Annotated in this window: 26 protein-coding genes; all 26 read left to right on the top strand. The window is 61.3% G+C overall.

The features are described 5' to 3' along the window. Positions 1–144: 144 nt before the first annotated feature. The 26 genes from N5D61_RS22890 (at position 145) to N5D61_RS23015 (ending at position 25,264) form a co-directional block, all read left to right on the top strand. Positions 145–447, top strand: a complete 303-nt coding sequence (locus N5D61_RS22890) for an STAS domain-containing protein (RefSeq protein ID WP_108240132.1) — start codon at positions 145–147, stop codon at positions 445–447. Further along, the gene (locus N5D61_RS22895) at positions 447–2,159 is read left to right on the top strand and encodes a fused response regulator/phosphatase (RefSeq protein ID WP_108240133.1); all 1,713 of its coding nucleotides are present in this window, start codon (positions 447–449) and stop codon (positions 2,157–2,159) included. Before N5D61_RS22890 ends, N5D61_RS22895 begins: the two co-directional genes overlap by 1 nt. 33 nt (positions 2,160–2,192) lie before the next feature. Next, a complete protein-coding gene (locus N5D61_RS22900) occupies positions 2,193–2,582 on the top strand; it encodes an Hpt domain-containing protein (RefSeq protein WP_108240134.1) in 390 nt (129 codons plus the stop codon). Between the two features lie 91 nt (positions 2,583–2,673). Then, the gene (locus N5D61_RS22905; RefSeq protein ID WP_279894304.1) at positions 2,674–4,095 is read left to right on the top strand and encodes a flagellar hook-length control protein FliK; all 1,422 of its coding nucleotides are present in this window, start codon (positions 2,674–2,676) and stop codon (positions 4,093–4,095) included. 197 nt (positions 4,096–4,292) lie between these two features. Beyond that, positions 4,293–4,799 (top strand): flagellar basal body-associated protein FliL, encoded by a 507-nt coding sequence (gene fliL / locus N5D61_RS22910; protein ID WP_108240136.1) that lies wholly within the window; start codon positions 4,293–4,295, stop codon positions 4,797–4,799. Between the two features lie 9 nt (positions 4,800–4,808). Further along, positions 4,809–5,777, top strand: coding sequence for a flagellar motor switch protein FliM (gene fliM, locus N5D61_RS22915; protein WP_108240137.1), 969 nt, complete (start codon positions 4,809–4,811; stop codon positions 5,775–5,777). A 76-nt stretch (positions 5,778–5,853) separates the two neighbouring features. Then, positions 5,854–6,324 (top strand): flagellar motor switch protein FliN, encoded by a 471-nt coding sequence (gene fliN, locus N5D61_RS22920; RefSeq protein WP_108240138.1) that lies wholly within the window; start codon positions 5,854–5,856, stop codon positions 6,322–6,324. 15 nt (positions 6,325–6,339) lie between these two features. Next, complete coding sequence (fliO, locus tag N5D61_RS22925; RefSeq protein WP_177411130.1) at positions 6,340–6,828, top strand: flagellar biosynthetic protein FliO; 489 nt, start codon at positions 6,340–6,342, stop codon at positions 6,826–6,828. Then, entirely contained in the window at positions 6,828–7,571 is a 744-nt protein-coding gene (gene fliP, locus N5D61_RS22930) for a flagellar type III secretion system pore protein FliP (protein ID WP_108240139.1), read from the top strand. The genes fliO and fliP overlap by 1 nt, the downstream gene beginning before the upstream one ends. Before the next feature lie 25 nt (positions 7,572–7,596). Next, positions 7,597–7,866 carry a flagellar biosynthesis protein FliQ gene (gene fliQ, locus N5D61_RS22935; protein ID WP_108240140.1) on the top strand — a complete coding sequence of 90 codons (270 nt, stop codon included), beginning with the start codon at positions 7,597–7,599 and terminating at the stop codon, positions 7,864–7,866. 7 nt (positions 7,867–7,873) lie between these two features. Beyond that, positions 7,874–8,659, top strand: coding sequence for a flagellar biosynthetic protein FliR (gene fliR, locus N5D61_RS22940; RefSeq protein ID WP_279894305.1), 786 nt, complete (start codon positions 7,874–7,876; stop codon positions 8,657–8,659). Between the two features lies 1 nt (position 8,660). Beyond that, entirely contained in the window at positions 8,661–9,800 is a 1,140-nt protein-coding gene (gene flhB, locus N5D61_RS22945) for a flagellar biosynthesis protein FlhB (protein WP_279894306.1), read from the top strand. 513 nt (positions 9,801–10,313) lie between these two features. Continuing rightward, the gene (flhA, locus tag N5D61_RS22950; RefSeq protein ID WP_108240143.1) at positions 10,314–12,443 is read left to right on the top strand and encodes a flagellar biosynthesis protein FlhA; all 2,130 of its coding nucleotides are present in this window, start codon (positions 10,314–10,316) and stop codon (positions 12,441–12,443) included. A gap of 11 nt (positions 12,444–12,454) precedes the next feature. Then, positions 12,455–13,813 (top strand): flagellar biosynthesis protein FlhF, encoded by a 1,359-nt coding sequence (flhF, locus tag N5D61_RS22955; protein ID WP_108240144.1) that lies wholly within the window; start codon positions 12,455–12,457, stop codon positions 13,811–13,813. Between the two features lie 120 nt (positions 13,814–13,933). Continuing rightward, the gene (gene fleN / locus N5D61_RS22960) at positions 13,934–14,767 is read left to right on the top strand and encodes a flagellar synthesis regulator FleN (RefSeq protein WP_108240145.1); all 834 of its coding nucleotides are present in this window, start codon (positions 13,934–13,936) and stop codon (positions 14,765–14,767) included. Then, positions 14,764–15,504: an RNA polymerase sigma factor FliA gene (gene fliA, locus N5D61_RS22965; RefSeq protein ID WP_108240146.1), complete on the top strand. Its 741-nt coding sequence runs from the start codon at positions 14,764–14,766 to the stop codon at positions 15,502–15,504. Before fleN ends, fliA begins: the two co-directional genes overlap by 4 nt. A gap of 264 nt (positions 15,505–15,768) precedes the next feature. Continuing rightward, positions 15,769–16,143, top strand: a complete 375-nt coding sequence (locus N5D61_RS22970; protein WP_177411131.1) for a chemotaxis response regulator CheY — start codon at positions 15,769–15,771, stop codon at positions 16,141–16,143. 19 nt (positions 16,144–16,162) lie between these two features. After that, complete coding sequence (locus N5D61_RS22975) at positions 16,163–16,951, top strand: protein phosphatase CheZ (RefSeq protein ID WP_108240147.1); 789 nt, start codon at positions 16,163–16,165, stop codon at positions 16,949–16,951. Positions 16,952–17,084: 133 nt separating this feature from the next. Beyond that, on the top strand, positions 17,085–19,379 hold the full coding sequence (locus tag N5D61_RS22980) for a chemotaxis protein CheA (protein ID WP_279894307.1): 2,295 nt from the start codon (positions 17,085–17,087) through the stop codon (positions 19,377–19,379). A 240-nt stretch (positions 19,380–19,619) separates the two neighbouring features. Beyond that, complete coding sequence (locus N5D61_RS22985; protein ID WP_108240149.1) at positions 19,620–20,753, top strand: chemotaxis response regulator protein-glutamate methylesterase; 1,134 nt, start codon at positions 19,620–19,622, stop codon at positions 20,751–20,753. After that, positions 20,753–21,493: a flagellar motor protein gene (locus tag N5D61_RS22990; protein ID WP_108240150.1), complete on the top strand. Its 741-nt coding sequence runs from the start codon at positions 20,753–20,755 to the stop codon at positions 21,491–21,493. Before N5D61_RS22985 ends, N5D61_RS22990 begins: the two co-directional genes overlap by 1 nt. A 7-nt stretch (positions 21,494–21,500) precedes the next feature. Further along, positions 21,501–22,385 carry a flagellar motor protein MotD gene (motD, locus tag N5D61_RS22995; protein WP_279894308.1) on the top strand — a complete coding sequence of 295 codons (885 nt, stop codon included), beginning with the start codon at positions 21,501–21,503 and terminating at the stop codon, positions 22,383–22,385. A gap of 44 nt (positions 22,386–22,429) precedes the next feature. Continuing rightward, positions 22,430–23,218 (top strand): ParA family protein, encoded by a 789-nt coding sequence (locus tag N5D61_RS23000; RefSeq protein WP_108240152.1) that lies wholly within the window; start codon positions 22,430–22,432, stop codon positions 23,216–23,218. A gap of 114 nt (positions 23,219–23,332) precedes the next feature. Continuing rightward, a complete protein-coding gene (locus N5D61_RS23005; RefSeq protein WP_279894309.1) occupies positions 23,333–24,301 on the top strand; it encodes a CheW domain-containing protein in 969 nt (322 codons plus the stop codon). An 87-nt stretch (positions 24,302–24,388) separates the two neighbouring features. Beyond that, complete coding sequence (locus N5D61_RS23010; RefSeq protein WP_062385949.1) at positions 24,389–24,868, top strand: chemotaxis protein CheW; 480 nt, start codon at positions 24,389–24,391, stop codon at positions 24,866–24,868. Next, entirely contained in the window at positions 24,869–25,264 is a 396-nt protein-coding gene (locus N5D61_RS23015; protein WP_108240154.1) for a DUF2802 domain-containing protein, read from the top strand. Positions 25,265–25,322 lie beyond the last annotated feature (58 nt).

Here is a 25,322-nt window from a genome sequence, read left to right on the forward strand (position 1 = left end):
TCCATTAAATCAGCGGCTGGCCGCAGGTCTGCCGCGCCCACCACCCAGCCTGTCCGCTCGATCACCATCTTTCCATTTGCCGCGCCGCTGAACCGGTGCTAAAACTTCACCCGTCCGGCGCTGTTTTACTTAAGGGATTTGCCTATGTCAGTAACCTCCGAGCGTGCCCCCGACGGGCAGCAACTGACCATCAAGATCAAGGGACGTTTCGACTTTTCCACTCACCAGGATTTTCGCGGAGCCTACGAAAAAGAAACCCAGGCCAAGCGCTACGTGATCGATCTGAAAGAAACCAACTACCTCGACAGTTCGGCACTGGGCATGCTGCTGTTGCTGCGTGACCACGCTGGCGGTGATCGCGCTGACGTGCGTCTTGAAAACTGCAGCGCGGACGTGGTCAAGATTCTCGCCATCTCCAATTTCGCCAAGCTTTTCCATATCGGCTGATGGTGGACACTGCGCCGCCTGAGCGATTGAAGATCCTCATCGCCGATGACAATGCCAGTGATCGAATGCTGCTGTCGGCCATTATCAGTCGTCAGGGCCATGAAGTCCTGACGGCGTGCGACGGTGCAGAAGCCGTAGCGGTTTTCGAGCGCAATAGCCCCCAATTGATCCTGCTGGACGCCTTGATGCCCGTCATGGACGGCTTTGAAGCCGCACGCCGTATCAAGGAGCTGGCCGGCGAGGCACTGGTGCCCATCATCTTTCTGACGTCGCTGACCGAGGGCGAGGCGCTCGCCCGCTGCCTGGATGCCGGGGGCGATGATTTCGTCGCCAAGCCCTATAACCAAGTGGTGCTGGCGGCAAAGATCAATGCGATGAACCGCCTGCGGCTGCTCCAGGAAACCGTGCTCCAGCAGCGTGACCTGATTGCCCGGCACCACAAATACCTGCTCAACGAACAGCGGGTCGCCAAAGCGGTATTCGACCAGATCGCCCATTCCGGGTGCCTGAGCGCTCCGAACATTCGCTACCTGCAATCACCTTATGCGCTGTTCAACGGCGATCTGTTGCTGGCGGCCTGGGCGCCCTCCGGCAACATGCACCTGTTGCTGGGCGATTTCACCGGCCATGGGCTGCCGGCTGCCGTCGGCGCCATGCCCTTGGCGGAAGTCTTCTACGGCATGACCGCCAAAGGTTACGGGCTGCCGGAAACCCTGCGGGAAATGAACGCCAAGCTCAAACGCATTCTGCCGGTGGACATGTTCTGCTGCGCCGCGTTGATTTGCGTGAATTTCAAACAGCAGCACGTCGAGGTCTGGAATGGAGGGTTGCCGGACGGTTATTTGCTTCACGCCGATGGCCGTCCGCATACGCCGCTGGTGTCATCGCACCTGCCGTTGGGGGTGTTGAGTGCCGGCAGTTTCGATGACAACACGCAGGTTTACCCCTTTGCCGAGGGGGACCGTGTGTTTCTGCTGTCCGACGGGGTCGTGGACAGCACCGACGACAGCGGCGAAATGTTCGGCGCGCGGCGCCTGCAGAACGTCTTCGTCTCCAATCGCAACCCGGCGTTGCTGATGGAAGAAGTGCAATGGGCGCTGGCACGTTTTCGTGGCCAAGCCCGTGATGACGTGAGCATGGTCGAAGTGGGCTTCACCGAGCCCGAGGCATTGGGCCCTCCCTCGGTCATTTACAGCGACAGTGGGGATTCGAGCCCGCTGGACTGGTCCGCCAGTTTTGAATTCCGCGCCTCGACCCTCAAACGGTTCAACCCCTTGCCCTACCTGCTGCAGTTGCTGCAGGAAGTGCACGGCCTGCGGCAGCAGAGCGGCGAGCTGTACACGGTGATGGCCGAGCTGTACAGCAATGCGCTGGAGCACGGCGTGTTGGGTCTGGATTCGTCGCTCAAACAGGACGCAGCGGGTTTTGCCCTGTATTACCAGCAGCGGGGCGAGCGGTTGGGCAATCTGAAAGACGGCTTCATCCGCTTCAACTTCCAGATCATCCCGGTAGCTCAGGGTGGGCGCCTGATCGTGCAGGTACACGACAGCGGGAATGGTTTTGATGCCGAGCACGTATTGGCCTTGCCGCCCGCGGTCAATCAGCTCTCGGGACGGGGGCTGAGCCTGGTCAGGCAGCTCAGTGACCGCTGTCAGTGGTCGACGGATGGTCGGACCGCGTCTGTGGAGTTCGCTTGGGAGGGTCTGGCATAATCCCGCGATTCTTGATCAAGGAGCGAACAAGTCTTGGAAAGTCATGTGGATCTGGGCGTGCTCGGCACGTTGCGCGACGTCATGGAAGGGGAATACCCGGCGCTGTTGGACGTGTTCATCAAGGACTCCGAGCAGCGCGTCGGGGATCTGAACCGGTTGATCCTCGGTCCTGGTTTTTCAGCCTCTTCGGCTGCCCAGATGGAACAGGTCGGCATGATGGCCCACAGTTTCAAGGGCAGTTGCAGCAACATGGGCGCGGTCGATCTGGCACAGCTGTGCCACCAACTGGAGGACGTGTCCAGGAGCCCGATCGTGGCGTCCGACGGGCAGATCCGGCAGTTGCTCAACGCGATAGAAATCGAGTACTCCGTCGTTCGGGGTTTGTTCGACGCTGAATTGCAGTCGGTGCGGGTTCGTCGCTGAATCGGAGGCGTCACTCTGCAAGGCGGTGCGTTGCAAATGTGGCCCGTCAATTGCTAGGTCTTCGTGCAATCGTGCTCTTGCGGAGATCAACATGGCCCTTGCCAACAACCCTTTATTGACGGCTCTGACCGCTGCCAAAGCCCAGAAAGCCAGCGCCGCCACGTCGGCAAAGGCGCCAGACCCCGTCAAAGACAACGCCTCCAGCTTTTCGAACGTATTCGCCAAGCAGGCTGCTCCCAAGCCATCCAGTGTCGATGACAGCCCTGCCAAGCCGGTCGGCGCCAAGAGTTCGGCAGTGGACAACAAGGGCAGCGCCAGCCATTCGTCTGCCGCTTCCGACAAGACCGTTGCCGGTAACGGCAATGGCTTGCCTGCCAAAGCGGTCAACAGCAAGGCCGACAGCAGTGCCAAGCAAGGCAATGACGACACCGATGACAGGGCCAGTACCGCCCCGGCTACCGAAGACGCGACCGTGGCTGATGCGTCCACCGATCCACTGCCGGACCCGACCCTGGCCGTCACTGCACCGGTCACCGAGCCCGTTCAGCCGGTGGTGGACCCGCAACCCGTGGTCGATCCTGCGTTGCTGGCCAATAACTTGCCCGTGATTCCGCCACCCGTGGTGCAGGCGCCTACCGCCCCGACTGCCTCGGACGCCGCCGATGAAGCCTTCGACCCTTCGGCCGATCCACTGGAAGGCCTGACCGCGGTTCAAGTCGCGCTGGAGAACAAGACTCAACAGACGGCGCAAAGCGCTGGCCACCTGACGGACGCCAACAAAGCCGGCGGCAAGCAGGACGCCAGTGGCGATCCGGCGCAAATGCTGGCCGGTAACTTGGCGGCGTTGGGTGACCAACCTGTCGACAAGAACGCCACCGACAGTGGTGGCGACAAGGCGTTCAGTGGCCTGTTGGCTGATGGCCTGAAGGACGTAAAGGGCGCCAGCGCCGATACGCGCGTCGATAACTTCGCCGATCGTCTGGCGGCGCTGTCGCAGGCGGCCCAGGCCAAGCCGGGGGCAGCACCGTCTTCGCCATTGCTCAACCAGCCCTTGGCGATGAACCAGAGCGGTTGGACCGAAGGTGTGGTCAACCGTGTGATGTACCTCTCCAGCCAGAGTCTGAAGCAGGCCGACATTCAGCTTGAGCCGGCCGAGCTCGGCCGCCTGGACATCCGTGTCAATATGGCGGCAGACCAGCAGACTCAGGTGACCTTCATGAGCGCCCATGTCGGTGTCCGGGATGCGCTCGAAAGCCAGATGGCCCGGTTGCGTGATTCTTTCGCCCAGCAAGGGATGGGGCAGGTCGATGTCAACGTCTCCGACCAGTCGCGCAACATGCAGCAGCAGGCGCAGCAACAGTCGGGCGGTGATGCCCAGCGTGGCAGTGGCACGCGCGGCGCCGACAGTGCCGGTGATCTGATCGCCGACGGTGCACCGATCGACGCCGCGGCTGCAGCGGCCAGCGCCCCCCTGACCGTCGTGGGCTCCAGCGCGGTCGATTACTACGCCTGATCGATCACCACAAGCCACGCCCCGAAGGCCTTCGGCCAGAATCAAAAGCGGCGAGTGTCTGAGACCAAGTTGTCTCTCGGCCTCGCCGCTTTGCTTTTACTTAGCGCTTGTCGCTCGTAGCGGCCTTATCTGGCACACACCTTGCTCTCCCTCTGTCACGCAACACCGAACCCTTTGGATAGTGACGGATTATTGGCATGGCGAAGAGCGACGACGCAGCAGTTAAAGACCCGGCGAAGAAAGGCAAGCTGAAGATCATTATTCTGATGGTGGTCGGTCTTTTGCTGGCGATCGGGCTGTCGGTCGGGGCGACCTGGTTCATCATGCACAAGGCCGAAAGCAAGCCGGACCCCGCTGTGGCCGCTGAAGCAGCGAACGTCAAGAAAGAGGCGATTTTCGAGCCGCTGACGCCTCCGTTCGTGGTCAATTACAACGTCAATGGACGTCAGCGCTACATGCAGGTCAGCATTACCCTGCTGGCCCGCGACCATGCCGATCTGGAAGCGCTGAAGGTGCACATGCCGGTCATTCGCAACAACCTGGTCATGATGTTTTCCGGTCAGCCGTTCGACACCATCGCCACCCCTGTGGGCATGGAAATGCTGCGCCAGAAGGCGGCGGCGGTGGTGCAGGAAGTCGGCCAGAAAGAGCTGAACAAAAGCGTCATCGAACAGGTTCTTTTCACTAACTATGTACTGCAGTAGGACCACGACATGGCCGTGCAAGACCTGCTGTCCCAGGATGAAATCGACGCGCTGCTGCATGGCGTGGACGATGGTCTGGTACAGACCGAAAGCGTTATCGAACCGGGCAGCGTCAAAAGTTATGACCTGACCAGCCAGGACCGCATCGTCCGTGGACGAATGCCGACCCTGGAAATGATCAACGAGCGTTTCGCCCGTTACACCCGTATCAGCATGTTCAACCTGTTGCGCCGTTCGGCGGACGTGGCGGTGGGCGGCGTGCAGGTGATGAAGTTCGGCGAGTACGTGCACTCGCTGTACGTGCCCACCAGCCTGAACCTGGTCAAGATCAAGCCCCTGCGTGGCACGGCGCTGTTCATCCTCGACGCCAAGCTGGTGTTCAAGCTGGTGGACAACTTCTTTGGCGGCGACGGCCGCCACGCGAAGATCGAAGGCCGCGAATTCACGCCCACCGAGCTGCGCGTGGTGCGGATTGTGTTGGACCAGGCGTTCATCGACCTCAAGGAAGCCTGGCAGGCGATCATGGAAGTCAATTTCGAGTACATCAACTCGGAAGTGAACCCGGCCATGGCCAACATCGTCGGCCCGAGCGAAGCGATCGTGGTATCGACGTTCCATATCGAACTGGACGGTGGCGGCGGCGACCTGCATGTGACGATGCCGTACTCGATGATCGAGCCGGTGCGGGAAATGCTCGATGCCGGTTTCCAGTCCGATCTGGACGACCAGGACGAGCGCTGGGTGAATGCCCTCAAGCAGGACGTGCTGGATGTGCAGGTGCCACTCAGTGCCACCGTCGCCCGCCGTCAGCTCAAGCTGCGCGACATCCTGCACATGCAGCCAGGTGACGTGATCCCGGTGGAGCTCAACGAGCACCTGGTCATGCGGGCCAATGGCGTGCCCTCGTTCAAGGTCAAGCTCGGCTCGCACAAAGGCAACCTGGCGCTGCAGGTGGTCGAGCCGGTGGAACGTCGCTGATCATTCGCCGTCCGCTTCAGAATGTGCTGTGTAAACGAATTGCTGTGTCAACGAATATTGCTCGCCGAGGACAACCATGGCTGATGAAAACGAAATGAACTCCACAGACGACCAGGCACTGGCCGACGAGTGGGCTGCGGCCCTGGGCGAGGCGGGAGAGGGCAACCAAGCCGACATCGACGCGCTGCTCGCGGCTGACGCGGGCCACGCCCAGTCTTCGGCCAATCGTTTGGCGATGGAAGAGTTCGGCAGCATGCCCAAGCAGACCGGTCCGGTGTCGCTGGATGGCCCGAACCTGGACGTGATTCTCGATATCCCGGTGTCCATCTCCATGGAGGTGGGCAGCACCGACATCAACATTCGCAATCTGCTGCAACTGAACCAGGGTTCGGTGATCGAGCTGGACCGCCTGGCCGGCGAACCGTTGGACGTACTGGTCAACGGCACGCTGATCGCTCACGGTGAGGTGGTGGTGGTGAACGAGAAGTTCGGCATCCGCCTGACCGACGTGATCAGCCCGAGCGAACGCATCAAGAAGCTGCGCTAAGTGGGCGCGTTCTCGATGAAGTGGCTCAGGAGCTCGCTCGCCGCCTCGGTGTGGCTGACGTCATGGGCGGTGATGGCTGCGGATGCCGGCTCGTCGACCGCTGCCACTGCCGCACCGAATACCTCCCCGACGGTGGTCCCGCCGGTCAGTGCCCTTAGCAGTGGCATCGGCGGCCAGTTGCTGCAGCTCGTGTTGGGTCTCGGGCTGGTGGTAGCGCTGATCTTCGGTCTCGCCTGGCTGTTGCGGCGAGTTCAAGCGGCAGGCCCGGCGGGCAATCAGGTCATCGAACTGGTGGGCTCGCGGGCATTGGGGCCGCGCGATCGCCTGGTACTGGTCCAGGTCGGCAATGAGCAGGTGCTGCTGGGGGTTTCGCCCGGCAGCATCACCGCCTTGCATGTCATGAACGAGCCGGTGCAGGTGCCCGAGACGCAGCACGCCACGCCGGAGTTCGCCAGGCGGCTGATGGACGCCTTGGGCAAACCGGGTCAAAAGGATAAGAACTGATGCGCATTGTGTTGACGCTGCTGTTGCTGCTGGCAGCGCCTTTGGCGATCGCCGCCGACCCGCTGTCGATTCCGGCGATCACCCTGGGCACCGGCGCCAATGGTCAGCAGGAATATTCGGTCAGCCTGCAAATCCTGTTGATCATGACGGCGCTGAGCTTCATTCCAGCGTTCGTCATGCTCATGACCAGCTTCACCCGGATCATCATCGTGTTCTCGATCCTGCGTCAGGCGCTGGGGTTGCAGCAGACCCCATCGAACCAGATTCTCACGGGCATGGCGCTGTTTCTGACGCTGTTCATCATGGCTCCTGTGTTCGACCGGGTGAACACCGATGCCCTGCAGCCGTATCTGGCTGAAAAGCTGACGGCTCAGGACGCGGTGGCCAAGGCCGAGGTGCCTATCAAGGACTTCATGTTGGCGCAGACCCGCTCCAGTGACCTGGAACTCTTCATGCGCTTGTCCAAGCGCACCGACATCCCGACGCCGGACGCTGCGCCGTTGACGATCATCGTGCCGGCCTTCGTGACCTCGGAGCTGAAGACCGCTTTCCAGATTGGCTTCATGATCTTCATTCCGTTTCTGATCATCGACCTGGTCGTCGCCAGCGTATTGATGGCCATGGGGATGATGATGCTGTCGCCGCTGATCATTTCCCTGCCGTTCAAAATCATGCTGTTCGTGCTGGTGGACGGCTGGGCGCTGATCATTGGTACGCTGGCCGGTAGCTTCGGTGGTGTATGAACCTGTTTGACGTGGAGTGCACGGCATGACCCCGGAAGTCGCTGTAGATCTGTTTCGCGAAGCCTTGTGGCTGACCACTACTATGGTGGCGATCCTCGTGGTACCCAGCCTGATCGTCGGCCTGCTGGTCTCGATGTTCCAGGCGGCCACCCAGATCAACGAGCAAACCCTCAGCTTCCTGCCGCGCCTGCTGGTGATGCTGGTCACCCTGATTGCCGTCGGTCCGTGGCTGGTGCGCACCTTCATGGATTACATCGTCACGCTGTACACCAGCATTCCCCAAGTCATCGGCTGAGTCGGCAATGGAACCTGTTCTGGCGCTGACCGACACGCAGATCAGCACCTGGGTGGCCGCTTTCATGCTGCCGCTGTTTCGCATCGCCGCTGTCCTGATGACCATGCCCGTGTTCGGCACGTCCCTGGTCTCCACCCGGGTGCGACTGTACCTGGCGCTTGCGATCACGGTGGTGGTCGCGCCAAGCCTGCCGCCCATGCCCGAAGTGCACGCACTGGATATCAGCGCGCTGTTGCTGATCGCCGAGCAGATCATCATCGGGGTGGCGTTGGGGCTGTCGCTGCAACTGTTTTTTCAGGCGTTCGTCGTCGCCGGGCAAATCATCGCCATCCAGATGGGGATGGGCTTCGCCTCGATGGTCGACCCGGTGAACGGCGTGACGGTGGCGGTCATCGGGCAGTTCTTCACCATGCTCGTCACCCTGCTATTTCTAGCGATGAACGGTCATTTGGTGGTGTTCGAAGTGCTGATCGAAAGCTTCACCACCTTGCCGGTGGGGCAGGGGCTGGTCACGGCGAATTTCTGGGAATTGGTGCTGCGCCTCGGCTGGGTGCTTGGGGCTGCGCTGATCCTGGTGCTGCCGGCCATCACCGCGTTGCTGGTGGTCAACATCGCCATGGGCGTCATGACCCGAGCGGCACCCCAGTTGAATATTTTTTCCATCGGGTTTCCACTGACCCTGGTGCTGGGCATGGGAATCCTGTGGATCACCCTCGGCGACATTCTCAATCAGTATCAATCGCTGGCGGTCGACGCCTTGCAGTTGCTCAAGGACATGGTCAAGGCGCGCTGACATGGCTGAAAGCGAGAGCGGTCAGGACAAGACAGAAGACCCCACGGACAAGCGCAAGCGCGAGGCTCGGGAGAAGGGTGAGATTGCCCGTTCCAAGGAGCTGAATACGGTCGTGGTGATGATCGTCGGCGCCGCCGGTCTGCTGGCGTTCGGCGGTTCCATGGCCGAGATGATGATGCAGTTGATGCGCGACAATTTCATCATCTCCCGCGAGGCGTTGCTCGATGAGCGCAGCATGGGGCTGATGCTCATGGCGTCGGGCAAGGCCGCATTGTTGTCGGCCACACCGCTGCTGGTGGCGCTGACCATCGCCGCACTGATCGGCCCGATCTCATTGGGGGGCTGGTTGTTCGCCGCAGGCTCGCTGGCCCCCAAGTTCAGCCGGCTCAATCCGTTGGCCGGTCTCAAGCGCATGGTGTCGCCCAAATCACTGATCGAACTGCTCAAGTCCCTTGCCAAGTTCGTCATCGTCCTGATTGTGGCGGTCGTGGTGCTGGTCAAGGACCAGAAGGATCTGGTCGCTATCGCCCACGAACCGATGGAAATGGCGATGGCTCACAGCCTGCAGTTGGTGGGCTGGAGCACCTTGTGGATGGCCTTTGGGCTGTTGATCATTGCCGCCGTGGACGTGCCGGTGCAGCTGTGGGAAGCGCACAAGAAACTGCTGATGACCAAGCAGGAGGTGCGCGACGAGCACAAGGACAACGAGGGGCGCCCGGAAGTCAAACAACGTATCCGCCAGTTGCAGCGTGAAATGTCTCAGCGGCGAATGATGTCGGCGGTCCCCCAGGCCGATGTGGTCATCACCAACCCGACTCACTATGCCGTCGCGCTCAAGTACGACCCGGACAAAGGTGGGGCGCCGGTGTTGCTGGCCAAGGGTACGGACTTCGTAGCCCTGAAGATTCGGGAAATCGCCACGCAACACGAGATTCAGTTGCTGGAATCGCCGGCGTTGGCGCGATCGATTTACTACAGCACCGAACTGGAGAGCGAGATTCCCGCGGGGCTCTATCTGGCGGTGGCGCAGGTGCTGGCGTATGTCTATCAGATCCGTCAGTACCGTGCCGGGAGGGGCAAGCGGCCGGATCCGCTGAAAGACAACCTGCCGATTCCGCCGGATTTGCAGCGGGATTCGTAGGCGGGAATCGCGACATGGATGCCCTGGCGGGCCTCGTCGCGGGCAAGCGCGCTCCTACATCTGTTGCACCGTGCCGCATGCTGATAGACCGAGTGCGTAGCCTTTTTTTGATCGACGCAAAATCGGAGTCAAGCACCAAGGCGACCGACGCGGTTCATCAGGCCATGACGCATTGCAAAAAATGTAGGAGCGCGCTTGCCGCGACGAGGCCCCCCCAGGGCATCCCACAGTTTTTGCAACGTGCCATGGCCTGATGGACAAAAAAGGTTCCGCACTCGGTCTGTCTGAATGCAACACGTTTCAACAGAGGTAGGAGCGCGCTTGCCCGCGACGAGGCCCGCCAGGGCATCCCACTAAGAATCAAAAGCCAAATGATGTCGACCACGACACGTTCTTCAGTGATGGCACTCTGATATTTTTAAGTCTGTCCACAAGTTGGACAGGTTTTTGCAATACCTGCGTTACAGCGCCTCTGGCGTCAAAAGTTTGATTTAACGCGCAGGTACAGAATCGGTGGATCGCTCTCAATTAATCACTAACGCCCGCTCCGGGCTGGTCGGCCTGGGTCGCGGCCAGTTGGGCGTGCCGTTGCTGTTGCTGGTCATGCTGGCAATGATGATGTTGCCGATGCCACCGTTCCTGCTGGACGTGTTTTTCACCTTCAACATCGCGCTGTCCATCGTCGTGCTGCTGGTCTGCGTGTACGCCTTGCGGCCATTGGATTTCTCGGTATTCCCGACCATTCTGCTGGTGGCAACGCTGCTGCGTCTGGCATTGAACGTCGCGTCCACGCGGGTGGTCATGCTGCACGGCCAGGATGGCCACGCCGCTGCGGGTAAAGTGATCCAGGCGTTCGGTGAAGTGGTGATCGGCGGTAACTATGTGGTCGGTATCGTGGTGTTCGCGATCCTGATGATCATCAACTTCGTGGTGGTGACCAAAGGTGCCGGCCGTATTTCCGAGGTGAGCGCGCGTTTCACCCTCGATGCGATGCCCGGCAAGCAGATGGCGATCGACGCGGACCTCAACGCGGGCCTGATCGACCAGCCCGAAGCCAAGCGCCGTCGTCTGGAAGTGGCGCAGGAAGCTGAGTTCTACGGTTCCATGGACGGTGCCAGCAAGTTCGTACGCGGTGACGCCATCGCTGGCCTCCTGATCCTGTTCATCAACCTCATCGGCGGCATGCTGGTGGGGATCCTGCAACACAACATGACCTTTGCCGACGCCGGCAAGGTCTACGCCCTGCTGACCATCGGTGACGGTTTGGTGGCGCAGTTGCCTTCGCTGTTGCTCTCCACCGCGGCAGCCATCATGGTCACTCGGGCATCCGGCTCCGAGGAGATGGGCAAGCTGGTCAGTCGCCAGATGTTCACCTCGCACAAAGCGCTGGCGGTGTCGGCGGCCATCATGGTGATCATGGGCCTGGTGCCGGGCATGCCGCACTTCTCTTTCATCAGCCTCGGTCTGTTGGCAGCTGGCGGCGCCTATCTGCTGTGGAAGAAACAGAACCAGACGAAGCTGGCAGCGATTCAAGAGCTCAAGCGTCAACAGGACTTGCTCCCATCGCCGACCCGCGCGCAGGAATCCAAGGAACTGGGCTGGGACGACGTCACCCCGATCGACATGATCGGTCTGGAAGTGGGCTACCGACTGATTCCATTGGTGGATCGCAACCAGGGTGGTCAACTGCTGGCGCGGATCAAAGGCGTGCGCAAGAAGCTCTCGCAGGAATTGGGCTTCCTCATGCCCACCGTGCACATCCGCGACAACCTGGACCTGGCGCCCAGCGCCTACCGTTTGACGTTGATGGGCGTGACCCTCGCCGAAGCCGAGATCTACCCCGACCGTGAACTGGCGATCAACCCCGGCCAAGTCTTTGGCAGCCTCAACGGCATCACTGCCAAAGACCCGGCGTTCGGTCTGGAAGCGGTCTGGATCGAAATCAGCCAACGTGCCCAGGCTCAATCGCTCGGGTACACCGTGGTCGATGCCAGTACCGTAGTGGCAACGCACTTGAACCAGATTCTCTACAAACACTCTCATGAGCTGATCGGCCATGAGGAAGTCCAGCAACTGATGACGTTGCTGGCCAAGAGTTCGCCCAAACTGGCTGAAGAGCTGGTGCCAGGCGTGCTGTCATTGTCGGCCCTGCTCAAGGTGTTGCAAGCGCTGTTGGCCGAACAGGTGCCGGTACGCGACATTCGCAGTATCGCCGAGGCCATCGCCAACAATGCGGCCCGGAGTCAAGATACCGCCGCATTGGTGGCCGCTGTACGGGTCGGATTGTCCCGCGCCATCGTCCAAAGCATTGTCGGCATTGAGCCGGAGCTGCCTGTTATCACGCTTGAGCCAAGGTTGGAACAGATATTGCTCAATAGTCTGCAGAAGGCTGGACAGGGTCAGGAAGAAGGCGTTCTGCTCGAACCGAGCATGGCTGAGAAGCTTCAGCGCTCGTTGATCGAAGCAGCGCAGCGTCAGGAGATGCAGGGTCAGCCGGTTATTTTGTTGGTCGCAGGTCCGGTTCGCGCCATGTTGTCCCGCTTTGGACGCCTGGCCGTACCGAACATGCATGTGTTGGCTTATCAGGAAATTCCTGACAACAAGCAAGTTACCATCGTAGCGACTGTCGGGCCTAACGGCTGAGGTAGTGAGTCATGCAAGTTAAGCGTTTTTTCGCCGCCGATATGCGACAAGCCATGAAACTGGTTCGCGATGAGCTGGGCGCTGAAGCCGCCATCATCGGCAACCGGCGGATCGCCGGCGGTGTGGAACTGACAGCCGCGCTGGACTACAAACTGTCGGCGCTGGCGCCGCGCGTGCCCAACGTCGAGCTCGAGGACGAACTGCGCAAGACTCAGTCGCGCATCGTCACCGCCCAGGCCGAATTGACCAGCCGCAGCGACCTGGACGCCGTGGCCAACCGGCAGTTGTTCACCGGGCTTGCCATGGACGACAGCAAACAGATCGAACCGACCCTGGACGAACCGTTCCGCCCCTCCATCCACGCCGCCATCGCGGCGGATCGAGCCGAGCGCACCGAGCGTCAGTCCGCCGCCGAGCCAGGCATCAGCCAGCGGGCCTACGAGTCGATGCGTTCCGAATTGAACGGGCTGCGCGAGTTGCTGGAAGTGCAGCTTGGCTCGCTGGCCTGGAACCAGTTGCAGGGCAGCCGTCCGCAGCAGGCCAATCTGTGGCGCCGTCTGCAACGGGTAGGGCTGTCCGGTCCGCTGTCCCGGGACCTGCTGAACATGGTGCCGGACCTCGACGATCAACCCCACGCCTGGCGCATGCTGTTGGCGCACCTGGCGCGGATGATCGTCACGCCGGATGTCGAGCCGCTGGAAGAGGGTGGGGTGATTGCCATGGTCGGTCCGGCCGGAATGGGCAAGACCACCACTTTAGCCAAACTCGCCGCCCGTTATGTGTTGAAATACGGCGCGCAAAATATCGCGCTGGTGAGCATGGACAGCTTCCGCATCGGGGCTCAGGAACAGCTCAAGACGCTGGGCCGCATCCTCAATGTGCCGGTGACCCACGTCGACCCGGGGCAATCGCTGGCTCAGGCACTGGAACCGCTGCTGCGCAAGCGCGTGGTGCTGATTGACACCGCCGGCCTGCAAGCCAGCGACCCGGCACTGCGCCTGCAATTGGAGAGCCTGGCCGGGCGTGGCATCAGGGCACGCAATTACCTGGTGCTGGCGACGACCAGCCAGAAGCAAGTGCTGACGGCGGCCTATCACAGTTACAAGCGTTGCGGCCTGGCCGGGTGCATCCTGACCAAGCTGGACGAGAGCGCCAGCCTGGGCGAAGTGCTGAGCCTGGCGGTGACACACGAATTGCCCGTGGCCTATCTGACCGATGGCCCACGGATCCCCGATGATCTGCATTTGCCGCGTCGACACCAGTTGGTAAGCCGTGCCGTCAGCGTGCAGATGCAGGAGGAGCCTAGCGAGGAAGCGATGGCGGATATGTTTGCGGATCTTTATCACAGCACCGGCAAGCGCGCGGGCTAGGTTAAGGAAAATGACATTGGAAAATACCTGCATCGATGGTCTGCCAGGCATTGTTCACTCAGTGGACGTGCAGCCCGAAATGTGGCTTGGGTCTAAGCAAGACAAGGTAAAGAATTAACTATGGGCAGCATGCATCCCGTTCAGGTTATCGCGGTGACCGGTGGCAAAGGTGGCGTAGGCAAGACCAATGTGTCAGTGAACCTCTCGCTGGCCCTGGCCGAGCTGGGACGTCGCGTCATGTTGCTGGACGCCGATCTGGGTCTGGCCAATGTCGACGTCTTGCTGGGTCTGACCCCCAAACGTACCCTGGCCGACGTCATCGAAGGGCGCTGCGAACTGCGCGATGTCCTGCTGCAGGGGCCGGGGGGCGTGCGCATCGTGCCCGCAGCCTCCGGCACTCAGACGATGGTGCAGTTGAGCCCGGCGCAGCATGCCGGCCTGATCCAGGCCTTCAGCGAAATCGGTGACAACCTGGACGTGCTGGTGATCGACACCGCCGCCGGGATCGGCGAGTCGGTGGTGAGTTTCGTACGCGCGGCACAGGAAGTGCTGCTGGTGGTGTGCGACGAACCGACCTCGATCACCGACGCCTACGCGCTGATCAAATTGCTTAACCGTGACTACGGCATGAACCGCTTCCGTGTCCTGGCCAACATGGCACAGAGCCCGCAGGAAGGGCGCAACCTGTTCGCCAAGTTGACCAAGGTCACCGATCGCTTCCTGGACGTCGCCCTGCAATACGTGGGTGCGGTGCCGTACGACGAGTGCGTGCGCAAGGCGGTGCAGAAGCAGCGCGCGGTGTACGAAGCCTTCCCGCGTTCCAAATGTGCGCTGGCGTTCAAGGCCATCGCGCAGAAGGTCGATACCTGGCCGCTGCCGGCGAACCCGCGGGGTCACCTTGAATTTTTCGTTGAGCGCCTGGTTCATCAGACCAGTGCAGGGCCTGTGTCATGACCGCAAGTGGCTATCGCATGTACAGCAAATCATCCAAGGACTCCCAATACGAGCTGATCGAGCGCTATGCCCCTCTGGTCAAGCGCATCGCCTACCACCTGCTGGCGCGGTTGCCAGCGAGCGTCCAGGTCGAGGACCTGATTCAGGCGGGCATGATCGGGTTGCTCGAAGTCTCGACCAAATACGACTCCTCGAAAGGGGCCAGCTTCGAGACCTACGCGGGTATTCGTATCCGCGGGGCCATGCTGGACGAAGTCCGCAAAGGGGACTGGGCGCCGCGTTCGGTTCACCGCAACACGCGCATGGTCAGTGATGCGATCCGCGCGATTGAAGCGAAAACCGGCCGCGACGCTAAAGATCATGAGGTTGCTGCCGAACTTCAATTGAGTCTCGATGATTATTACGGGATTTTGAACGATACCTTGGGCAGTCGCCTGTTCAGCTTTGACGATCTGTTGCAGGACGGCGAACATGAGGGGCTGCATGAGGATGGCGCGAGCCAGTCGCTGGAGCCCTCGCGGGATCTGGAAGACGAGCGTTTCCAGAGCGCGCTGGCCGATGCCATTGCCAACCTGCCCGAGCGTGAACGGCTGGTGCTGGCGCTGTATTACGATGAAGAGCTGAACCTCAAGGAAATCGGTGAGGTCCTGGGGGTCAGCGAATCCCGTGTCAGCCAGTTGCACAGCCAGTGCGCCGCGCGTCTGCGCGGGCGGCTGGGTGAATGGCGGGCACGCTGATGGATTGACGCAACGCCTGTTCGAGGGCGTTGTGTGTTGCTTGTAAGACCGGCTGTGCAAGATGTGATGTGGGAAGCAAAAGAGACAAGGCAGGAGCCGGTCGGATCAGGTCTTCGGGACTCTTATCCGCTGCGCTCGTACCTTTCGATTCCAAAGCCCTCTCGTTGTCGTGTCGCCGGTGGTTTGTCGTACCGGTATTGATTGAACGCGCACCCGGGAGCTGGGTGCGTTAAAGACTGCTTGGAGGTCGAATTGGACAAGAACATGAAAATCCTCATCGTTGATGACTTCTCAACGATGCGGCGGATCATAAAAAACCTGTTGCGTGACCTTGGGTTCACCAACACGGCCGAAGCAGATGACGGTACCACCGCATTGCCCATGCTGCAGAGCGGGGCTTTCGATTTTCTGGTGACGGACTGGAACATGCCGGGCATGACCGGTATCGAGCTGCTGCGTCAGGTGCGTGCCGACGAGCGTCTGCGTCACCTGCCTGTGCTGATGGTGACCGCCGAAGCCAAGCGCGAACAGATCATCGAGGCCGCGCAGGCCGGCGTGAACGGCTATGTCGTCAAGCCGTTCACGGCCCAGGTGCTCAAAGAAAAAATCGACAAGATATTCGAGCGCGTCAATAGCTGATGTTCGCTGCGAGGGCGCTATGGATCCTAAAGATTCATCAATGGGTGACTTCGAGTCGACCCTGAAGAAACATGCACAAGAGCTGGTGACCAGCCTTGAAAAAGGCCAGTTCGGCGAAGCCGTGCAACTTATCCATGAGCTTAACCAGACCCGTGATCGGGGCCTGTATCAGGAAGTGGGCAAGCTGACCCGTGAGCTGCACAGTGCGATCGTCAATTTCCAGATTGACCCGCACATGCCGCAAGCCGAAGAGGTGTCCCAGATCACGGACGCCACCGAACGCCTGTCGTACGTTGTCAGGCTGACGGAGAACGCGGCCAATAAAACCATGGATCTGGTGGAGCAGAGCACGCCCCTGATGAATGGCCTGAGCGCCGATGCCAAAACGCTGAGCGAGGATTGGGGACGCTTCATGCGTCGTGAGATCGGCGCCGAGGAGTTCAGGGATCTGGCCCGCCGCGTCGAAGGTTTCCTGGTGCGCAGCGAGAAGGAAACCCATGACGTCGCAACGCATCTGAACGACATTTTGTTGGCGCAGGATTTCCAGGACCTGACCGGTCAGGTCATCAAACGCGTGACCAAGTTGGTCACCGAAGTGGAGAGCAACTTGCTCAAGCTGGTGCTCATGGCCAGCCAGGTCGATCGCTTCGCTGGCATCCAGCACGACCAGGAAGCGTTCCGCCAGCAAAAAGAACAGGAAAAACTTCATTCCAAGGGTGAAGGTCCGCAGATTCATGCCGATAAACGTGAAGACGTCGTATCCGGCCAGGATGATGTAGACGATCTGCTATCCAGCCTCGGGTTCTGATGTTCGAGCACTCAGGTTCTATGTGAAAGTGGTTGTGGGTGTGGCGCGCGAAGGTTTCGACGAAAGCCACGCGCGTTGACCGACGATGAAGCCTCTGGATCGGTTTGACGGTTAATTTTAGGAGCACCCACCAATGAGCTTCGGCGCCGATGAAGAAATCCTTCAGGATTTTCTGGTAGAGGCCGGCGAGATTCTGGAGCAGTTGTCCGAACAACTGGTCGAGCTGGAAAGCCGACCCGACGATGCGGACCTGCTCAATGCAATTTTTCGCGGTTTTCACACTGTAAAAGGGGGCGCCGGCTTCCTCCAGCTCAACGAGCTGGTTGAATGCTGTCACATCGCCGAGAACGTGTTCGACATCCTGCGCAAAGGTGAGCGTCGGGTCGATTCGGAACTCATGGATGTCGTGCTCGAAGCCCTGGACACCGTCAACAGTATGTTCGGCCAAGTGCGCGAGCGTTCCGACATCACCCCGGCCACCCCTGAACTGCTTGCCGCGCTTTCCCGCCTGGCGGAGCCTGCCTCGGCTGACGAGGTCGCCGCAGCGCCTGAGCCGGAGCCCGAGCCGGTCGTGGAAGAAGAGGCCCCAGCCGCCTCGGACGACATCACCGATCAAGAGTTCGAGCAGTTGCTGGACTCGCTGAATGCCGTCAAAGCCGAAGCCGCTGGCGTTCAGGCGCCCGCACCGGCGGCGGCCTCCGCGCCGAGCGACGCAGCGGCCAGTGATGAAATCACCGACGCCGAATTCGAATCGTTGCTCGACCAGTTGCACGGCAAGGGTCAGTTCGCGGTCGATGCTGTCGTTCCCCCCGCGGCATCCGCGGTCGCGAGCGAACCCGCCAGCGACGAAATCACCGACGACGAATTCGAAGCCCTGCTGGACCAGTTGCATGGCAAGGGTGCGTTCTCGCCGGATGCTGCGGGAGCTGCGGTGACCGCTGCACCTGCCGCGACAGAGGGGAGCGCAGCCCCCTCGGACGAAATCACCGATCACGAATTCGAAGCCTTGCTCGATCAGTTGCACGGCAAAGGCACCTTCTCGCCAGACGTGGCCGCCAGTGCTTCCGTCGCCGCGCCCGCCAAAAAAGCCGAGCCGGTGAAAGCCGAGCCTCCTAAAGCGGAGCCGCCCAAAGCCGAAGCGGCGAAACCGGCTGCCGCACCGGCCAAGGCAGCGCCTGCGCCTGCCAAAGCGGCGGCTCCGGCCGCTGCTGCGCCAGCCCGAGCGGCTGCCCCCGCAGCCGACAAGGCGCCGACCGAAGCGGAAACCACCGTGCGTGTCGATACGGCACGGCTGGACGAAATCATGAACATGGTCGGCGAACTGGTACTGGTGCGTAACCGCTTGGTCCGCCTGGGTCTCAACAGCGGCGACGAAGCCATGTCAAAGGCCGTGTCCAACTTGGACGTGGTGACTGCCGACTTGCAGACCGCGGTCATGAAGACCCGCATGCAGCCGATCAAGAAGGTTTTCGGGCGCTTCCCGCGGTTGGTTCGCGATCTGGCGCGTCAGTTGAAGAAAGAAATCAACCTTGAGCTGGTCGGCGAAGAAACCGATCTCGACAAAAACCTGGTCGAGGCGCTGGCCGATCCGCTGGTCCACTTGGTGCGTAACGCGGTGGACCACGGTATCGAATCGCCGGAAGAGCGCGAGGCCGCCGGCAAGGCACGCGGCGGTCGAGTGGTGCTGTCGGCGGAACAGGAGGGCGACCACATCCTCTTGTCGATCTCCGACGATGGCAAGGGCATGGACCCCGCCGTGCTGCGTGCGATCGCGGTCAAGCGGGGCGTCATGGACAAGGATGCGGCGGACCGCCTGAGCGATACCGATTGCTACAACCTGATCTTCGCGCCGGGCTTCTCGACCAAGACCGAGATCTCCGACGTGTCCGGCCGAGGTGTGGGCATGGACGTGGTGAAGACCAAGATTGCCCAGCTCAACGGCACGATCAACATCTACTCCACCAAGGGCCAAGGCTCGAAGATCGTCATCAAGGTGCCGCTGACGCTGGCGATCATGCCGACGCTGATGGTCATGCTGGGCAACCAGGCGTTTGCCTTCCCGCTGGTCAACGTCAACGAAATCTTCCACCTGGACCTGTCCACCACCAACGTGGTCGACGGTCAGGAAGTGGTGATCGTACGCGACAAGGCGCTGCCCCTGTTCTACCTCAAACGGTGGCTGGTCAGCGACGCCGCCCATGAAGAGCAGCGCGAAGGGCACGTCGTGATCCTGTCGGTCGGCACGCAGCGCATCGGCTTCGTCGTCGATCAGTTGGTGGGTCAGGAAGAAGTGGTCATCAAACCGCTGGGCAAGATGCTGCAAGGCACGCCTGGCATGTCGGGCGCCACTATCACGGGGGACGGGCGCATTGCACTGATCCTTGACGTACCGAGCATGCTCAAGCGCTACGCTGCACGGCGTATCTGACGGAGGCTCCATCCTCCCTGTTCCTGAGCTTGCTCGTGAACAGGGGGGCGGGGTTACTGACGCTGGTTTTGCCCGTTGTGGGAATGTGCGCTCACCCAAGCGCTGCTCGTCACCGACCCAGGGTGGCGGTGAAGCCGAGCTCACTCCCGCGTAAGTTCCACGCACCTCGAGGCGTGAACTTGTCGAGTGATTAATGGAAAGCGGCGAGCCGTTCTGGCCGGTTTTCCGAATGGAGTGTTTATGGCAGTCAAGGTTCTGGTGGTAGACGATTCCGGGTTCTTTCGCCGGCGCGTCTCGGAAATTCTTTCCTCTGACACAACGATTCAAGTGGTCGGTACCGCCACCAACGGCAAAGAAGCGATCGAACAGGCGCTGGCCCTCAAGCCTGACGTGATCACCATGGACTACGAAATGCCGATGATGGATGGCATTACCGCGGTCCGCCACATCATGCAGCGCTGTCCGACACCGGTTCTGATGTTCTCTTCGCTGACCCACGAAGGCGCCCGGGTCACCCTGGATGCCCTGGACGCCGGTGCCGTCGATTACCTGCCCAAAAACTTCGAAGACATCTCGCGCAACCCGGAAAAGGTCAAGCAGATGCTGTGCGAAAAGGTGCACACCATTTCCCGCAGCAACCGCCGTTTCAGCAGCTTTGGCAGCGCACCGGTCGCACCATCCGCGGCACCGGCTGCCAGCTCGCCGCGCAGTTCTGCCCCGGCGCCGAGCCCTGCACGCCCTGCGCCTGCACCGGCGCGTGCAGCCGCTGCGCCCGCGCCCCACGTCGCTCCGTCTGCCGCGCCCAAGCGTAAGGCCTACAAGCTGGTCGCCATCGGCACCTCCACGGGTGGCCCCGTGGCGCTGCAGCGGGTGCTGACTCAACTGCCGGCCAACTTCCCGGCCCCCATCGTGTTGATTCAACACATGCCCGCGGCGTTCACCAAGGCGTTCGCCGAGCGTCTGGACAAGCTGTGCCGCATCAGCGTCAAGGAGGCCGAAGATGGCGATATTCTGCGCCCAGGCCTGGCGCTGCTGGCTCCGGGGGGCAAGCAGATGATGGTCGACGGCCGTGGTGCGGTGAAAATCCTTCCCGGTGATGAGCGCCTGAATTACAAGCCCTGTGTGGACATCACCTTTGGCTCGGCGGCCAAGGCCTATGCCGACAAGGTGTTGGCGGTGGTGCTGACCGGCATGGGAGCCGACGGACGTGAGGGGGCTCGCATGCTCAAACAGGGCGGCAGCCACGTGTGGGCGCAGGACGAAGCCAGCTGTGTGATCTACGGCATGCCGATGGCCATCGTCAAAGCCAACCTGGCTGATGCGGTTTACAGCCTGGACGACATCGGGCGTCATTTGGTCGAGGCGTGCCTGTAATGGATGTCTTGACGCTCATCGGGATCATTCTTGCGTTCGTCGCCATCATTGGCGGCAACTTCCTCGAAGGCGGCCATCTGGGCGCGCTGATCAACGGGCCGGCCGCGCTGATCGTGATAGGCGGCACCATCGCCGCCTGCCTGCTGCAAACGCCGATGAGTGCGTTCAAGCGGGCGATCCAGATCTTCATCTGGATTCTCTTTCCGCCGCGGGTCGACCTGGCCGGTGGGATCGACCGCGTGGTGTCCTGGAGCCTGACCGCCCGCAAGGAGGGCCTGCTGGGGCTTGAAACGGTGGCCGACTCCGAACCCGACGCGTATTCGCGCAAGGGCCTCCAATTACTGGTCGACGGTGTCGAGCCGGAGGCCATCCGCAGCATTCTGGAAGTGGATTTCCTGACCCAGGAAAGCCGCGACATCCAGGCCGCCAAAGTGTTCGAAAGCATGGGCGGCTATGCCCCGACCATCGGCATCATCGGTGCGGTCATGGGCCTGATTCACGTCATGGGCAACCTGGCCGATCCCAACCAGTTGGGCAGCGGCATCGCAGTGGCCTTCGTCGCCACGATCTATGGCGTGGCATCGGCAAACCTGATCCTGTTGCCAGTGGCCAACAAACTCAAAGCCGTGGCCCTGCGCCAATCTCGCTATCGCGAGATGCTGCTGGAAGGGCTGTTGTCGATTGCCGAGGGTGAAAACCCGCGCTCGATCGAGCTGAAGCTGCAAGGCTTCATGGAGTGATGGACTGATGGCCCGTCGACGTCGTCACCACGAAGAGCACGAAAACCACGAACGCTGGCTGGTGTCCTACGCGGATTTCATCACCTTGCTGTTCGCGTTCTTCGTGGTGATGTATTCCATTTCGTCGCTCAACGAAGGCAAGTACAAGGTCCTCTCCGAGGCGCTGGTGGGTGTCTTCAATGAGGCCGAGCGTAGCGTTCGGCCGATTCCCATCGGTGAGCAGAAACCCCAGACCGTGCGCCCTGCCGACCCACTGGTCCAGGACAGCGAACAGACCGATGCGGCGTTGGGGCAGGGCGCCGACGACCCGCTCAAATCCATTGCCGACGACGTCAATGCCGCTTTTGGCGACCTCATCGCCTCCAACCAAATGACGGTGCGCGGCAACGAGCTGTGGATCGAAATCGAGTTGAACTCCAGCCTGTTGTTCGGCAGTGGCGATGCGATGCCCAGTAACCAGGCGTTCGATCTGATCGACAAAGTGGCGAAGATCATCAAACCGTTCGACAACCCGATTCACGTCGAAGGCTTCACCGACGATCAGCCCATCAGCTCGGCGCAGTACCCCAGCAACTGGGAACTGTCATCGGCCCGTGCTTCGAGCATCGTACGCATGCTGGCCATGGATGGGATCAATCCCGCGCGCATGGCGTCGGTGGGGTATGGTCAGTTCCAGCCCCTGACCTCCAATGCCACGGCGGATGGCCGGGCTCGCAACCGAAGGGTGGTGCTGGTGATTTCCCGTAACCTGGACGTGCGCCGCAGCCTGACCGGTTCCGGCACCGCAGCCAATGCGAAACCCGATGCGGCTTTGCGTCGGGCTGGCACACAAACTGCACCGGCTCCAGCCAAACCGCCGCAAGGCGTCAAATCTTCGTCATCTGCCCCATAACGGTTCCGATCATGTCCGTGGGCTGATCGGTTGGAAACGAATACATGAGAGTCTGGGCAGTCGCCAATCAGAAAGGTGGGGTCGGCAAGACCACCACCTCGATCGCTTTAGCCGGGTTGCTGGCCGAGGCGGGCAAGCGCGTGGTCGTCGTCGATCTGGACCCTCACGGCTCGATGACCAGTTATTTCGGACACGACCCGGACGCCCTGGAGCACAGCTGTTTCGACCTGTTCCTGCACAAGGGCGTGGTGCCCGAGGGTTTGCCCGGTCAACTGCTGCTTCCGACCAGCGATCAGCGCATATCCCTGCTACCGTCGAGCACCGCACTGGCGACGCTGGAGCGCCAGACGCCGGGCCAGAGCGGTCTGGGCCTGGTGATCGCCAAAAGCCTCGCGCAACTGTGGCAGGATTTCGATTACGCGATCATCGACAGTCCGCCGCTTCTGGGCGTGTTGATGGTCAACGCGCTGGCCGCCAGCCAGCAGCTGGCGATTCCGGTGCAGACCGAGTTCTTGGCGGTCAAGGGGCTGGAACGCATGGTCAACACCCTGACGATGATCAATCGTTCACGCAAAGTGCCCTTGCCTTACACCATCGTGCCGACTCTGTTCGATCGCCGTACCCAGGCCTCGATGGGCACCCTGAAGCTGTTGCGCGACAGCTTTCCCGAGCATGTCTGGAAGGCGTACGTTCCGGTCGACACGCGGCTGCGTGACGCCAGCCGCGCCGGGGTGACCCCGTCGCAATTCGACGGCAAGAGCCGCGGGGTGCTGGCGTACCGCGCCTTGCTCAAGCACCTGCTCACTGAACAGCTCGTCGGGCAGGTGGCCTGACATGGCCGTCGATCGTTTATTCGTGCGCCGCGTGTCGGCGTACTCAAGTCGGCCCGTTATCCGGCCGATACCTGAGGCAGGCGGTCATCGCATCACTTTATTTCGGGCTCCTGTATGAACAACCGCCCTCTGGACATTGCATCACGGCCACAAACGGCGCTGCAGAACTATCTGGACGCGCTGCTGCAGGACGCTACCGAAGAGCTGGAAGCGGCCACCGAGCTGGATGAGTTTCAAGCGGCCGTGCTCGAAGAGCAGGCCCATGACGCGCGCATGCGCTCGGCGGTCGCCGAAGCGGTGGCGGCAGCAGTGCCGGTCGTTCTGCCAGCACCGGTTTCGCTGGCTTTCACCCCCGAGCCGCATCGGGCGATGCCTCGTGACGTGCGGCCCGTTGCGCCGAGGCCGGTCGCCGAGCCGGCCGTGGCCCCGGTGCTGGAAAAGCCGGTCATCTTGCCGCCGGTGATCGCACCGCCAGTGGTTGCGCCGGTGATTGTCGAACCGGTCGCTGCCGAGCGGGTCGTTCCGGGGCAGGTATCCACCCTGATCGAGCCGGTCGTCGAGGTGCATCTGCCGTCGCAGCGCACCCCGACGCCACCGCCGAACTCGGACGAGCGCCCAGCCTGGGCCGCCGAGCCTTTCGAATGCCTGTTGTTCGACGTGGCAGGGCTGACGCTGGCCGTGCCTTTGGTGTGCCTGGGGTCGATTTACCCGCTGGCAGGCCAGGAACTGACACCGCTGTTCGGCCAGCCGGACTGGTTTCTGGGCATCCTGCCCAGCCAGGCGGGCAACCTGAAAGTGTTGGACACCGCGCGCTGGATCATGCCGGACCGCTATCGCGACGATTTCCGGCAGGGCCTGCAATACGTGATTTCGGTGCAGGGCTACGAGTGGGGGCTGGCGGTGCATCAGGTCAGCCGTTCCCTGCGCCTGGAGCCGGATGAAATCAAATGGCGGACCCAGCGCGGCCAGCGTCCGTGGCTCGCCGGGACGGTCATCGAGCACATGTGTGCGCTGCTGGACGTGTCCGAACTCGCAGAGCTGATCGCCAGCGGCGCGGTCAAGCAAATGCAACCGCGCAAATAGCTGAATCAACACGCATCATCTAATAAACACAGGACGGCGTAAGCGCGTCGTCCGCAGAGCAAGCACAACACGCAAGGGGTTAGGGGTATGAAGAAGTCGTCAGCACAGGGTTCCGAAGATCCGATCCTGCAATGGGTCACCTTCCGCCTGGACAACGAAACGTATGGCATCAACGTGATGCAGGTTCAGGAAGTGCTGCGCTACACCGAGATCGCGCCAGTGCCGGGAGCCCCGAGCTACGTCCTGGGCATCATCAACCTGCGCGGCAACGTGGTGACAGTGATCGACACCCGCCAGCGCTTTGGTCTGCCGCCGGTTGAAGTCAGCGACAACACGCGTATCGTGATCATCGAGGCCGACAAGCAAGTGGTCGGGATCCTGGTGGACAGCGTCGCGGAAGTGGTTTATCTGCGCCAGTCGGAAGTCGAAACCGCGCCAAACGTGGGCAACGACGAATCCGCCAAATTCATCCAGGGCGTGTGCAACAAAAACGGCGAACTGCTGATCCTCGTCGAGCTGGACAAGATGATGTCCGAGGAAGAGTGGTCCGAGCTGGAGAACATCTGATTGATTCTTGAGGTGGCTGTTCTTTTTCTGGCGGTCCTGTGGGTGGTGACCATCGCGCTGTTCATCGCCCACAGCAAACGCCAGCGCACCCTGGCCACGCAGCAGGTCGAAGCCGACTCGCTGCGCGACCAGCGCATTCGTGAACTGGCTCGGCGCCTGGAAAACTACCAGAGCGGTACGGTAAAAATGGGCGAGGACCTGCACGAACTGCAGGCTATCGTCGCGCCGCTGCCAGACAAGATCACTGCCCTGGAACAGCGTGACCCCTCGACCTTGTCCTTCGCCCAAGCGGCACGGCTGGTCAGCATGGGCGCCAGCGTCGACGAGCTGACCCAATCCTGCGGCCTGACCCAGGCTGAAGCGCAACTGATGAGCAAGCTGCACGGCAACGGTTGAAAACGGCTGCCGTCCTGGCAGGCCTGTCGGGCGTGAGGGGCCGTTGCAGGCCGCTCAC

Source organism: Pseudomonas sp. GD03842 (assembly GCF_029841165.1).
In the GTDB taxonomy this organism is placed as follows: domain Bacteria; phylum Pseudomonadota; class Gammaproteobacteria; order Pseudomonadales; family Pseudomonadaceae; genus Aquipseudomonas.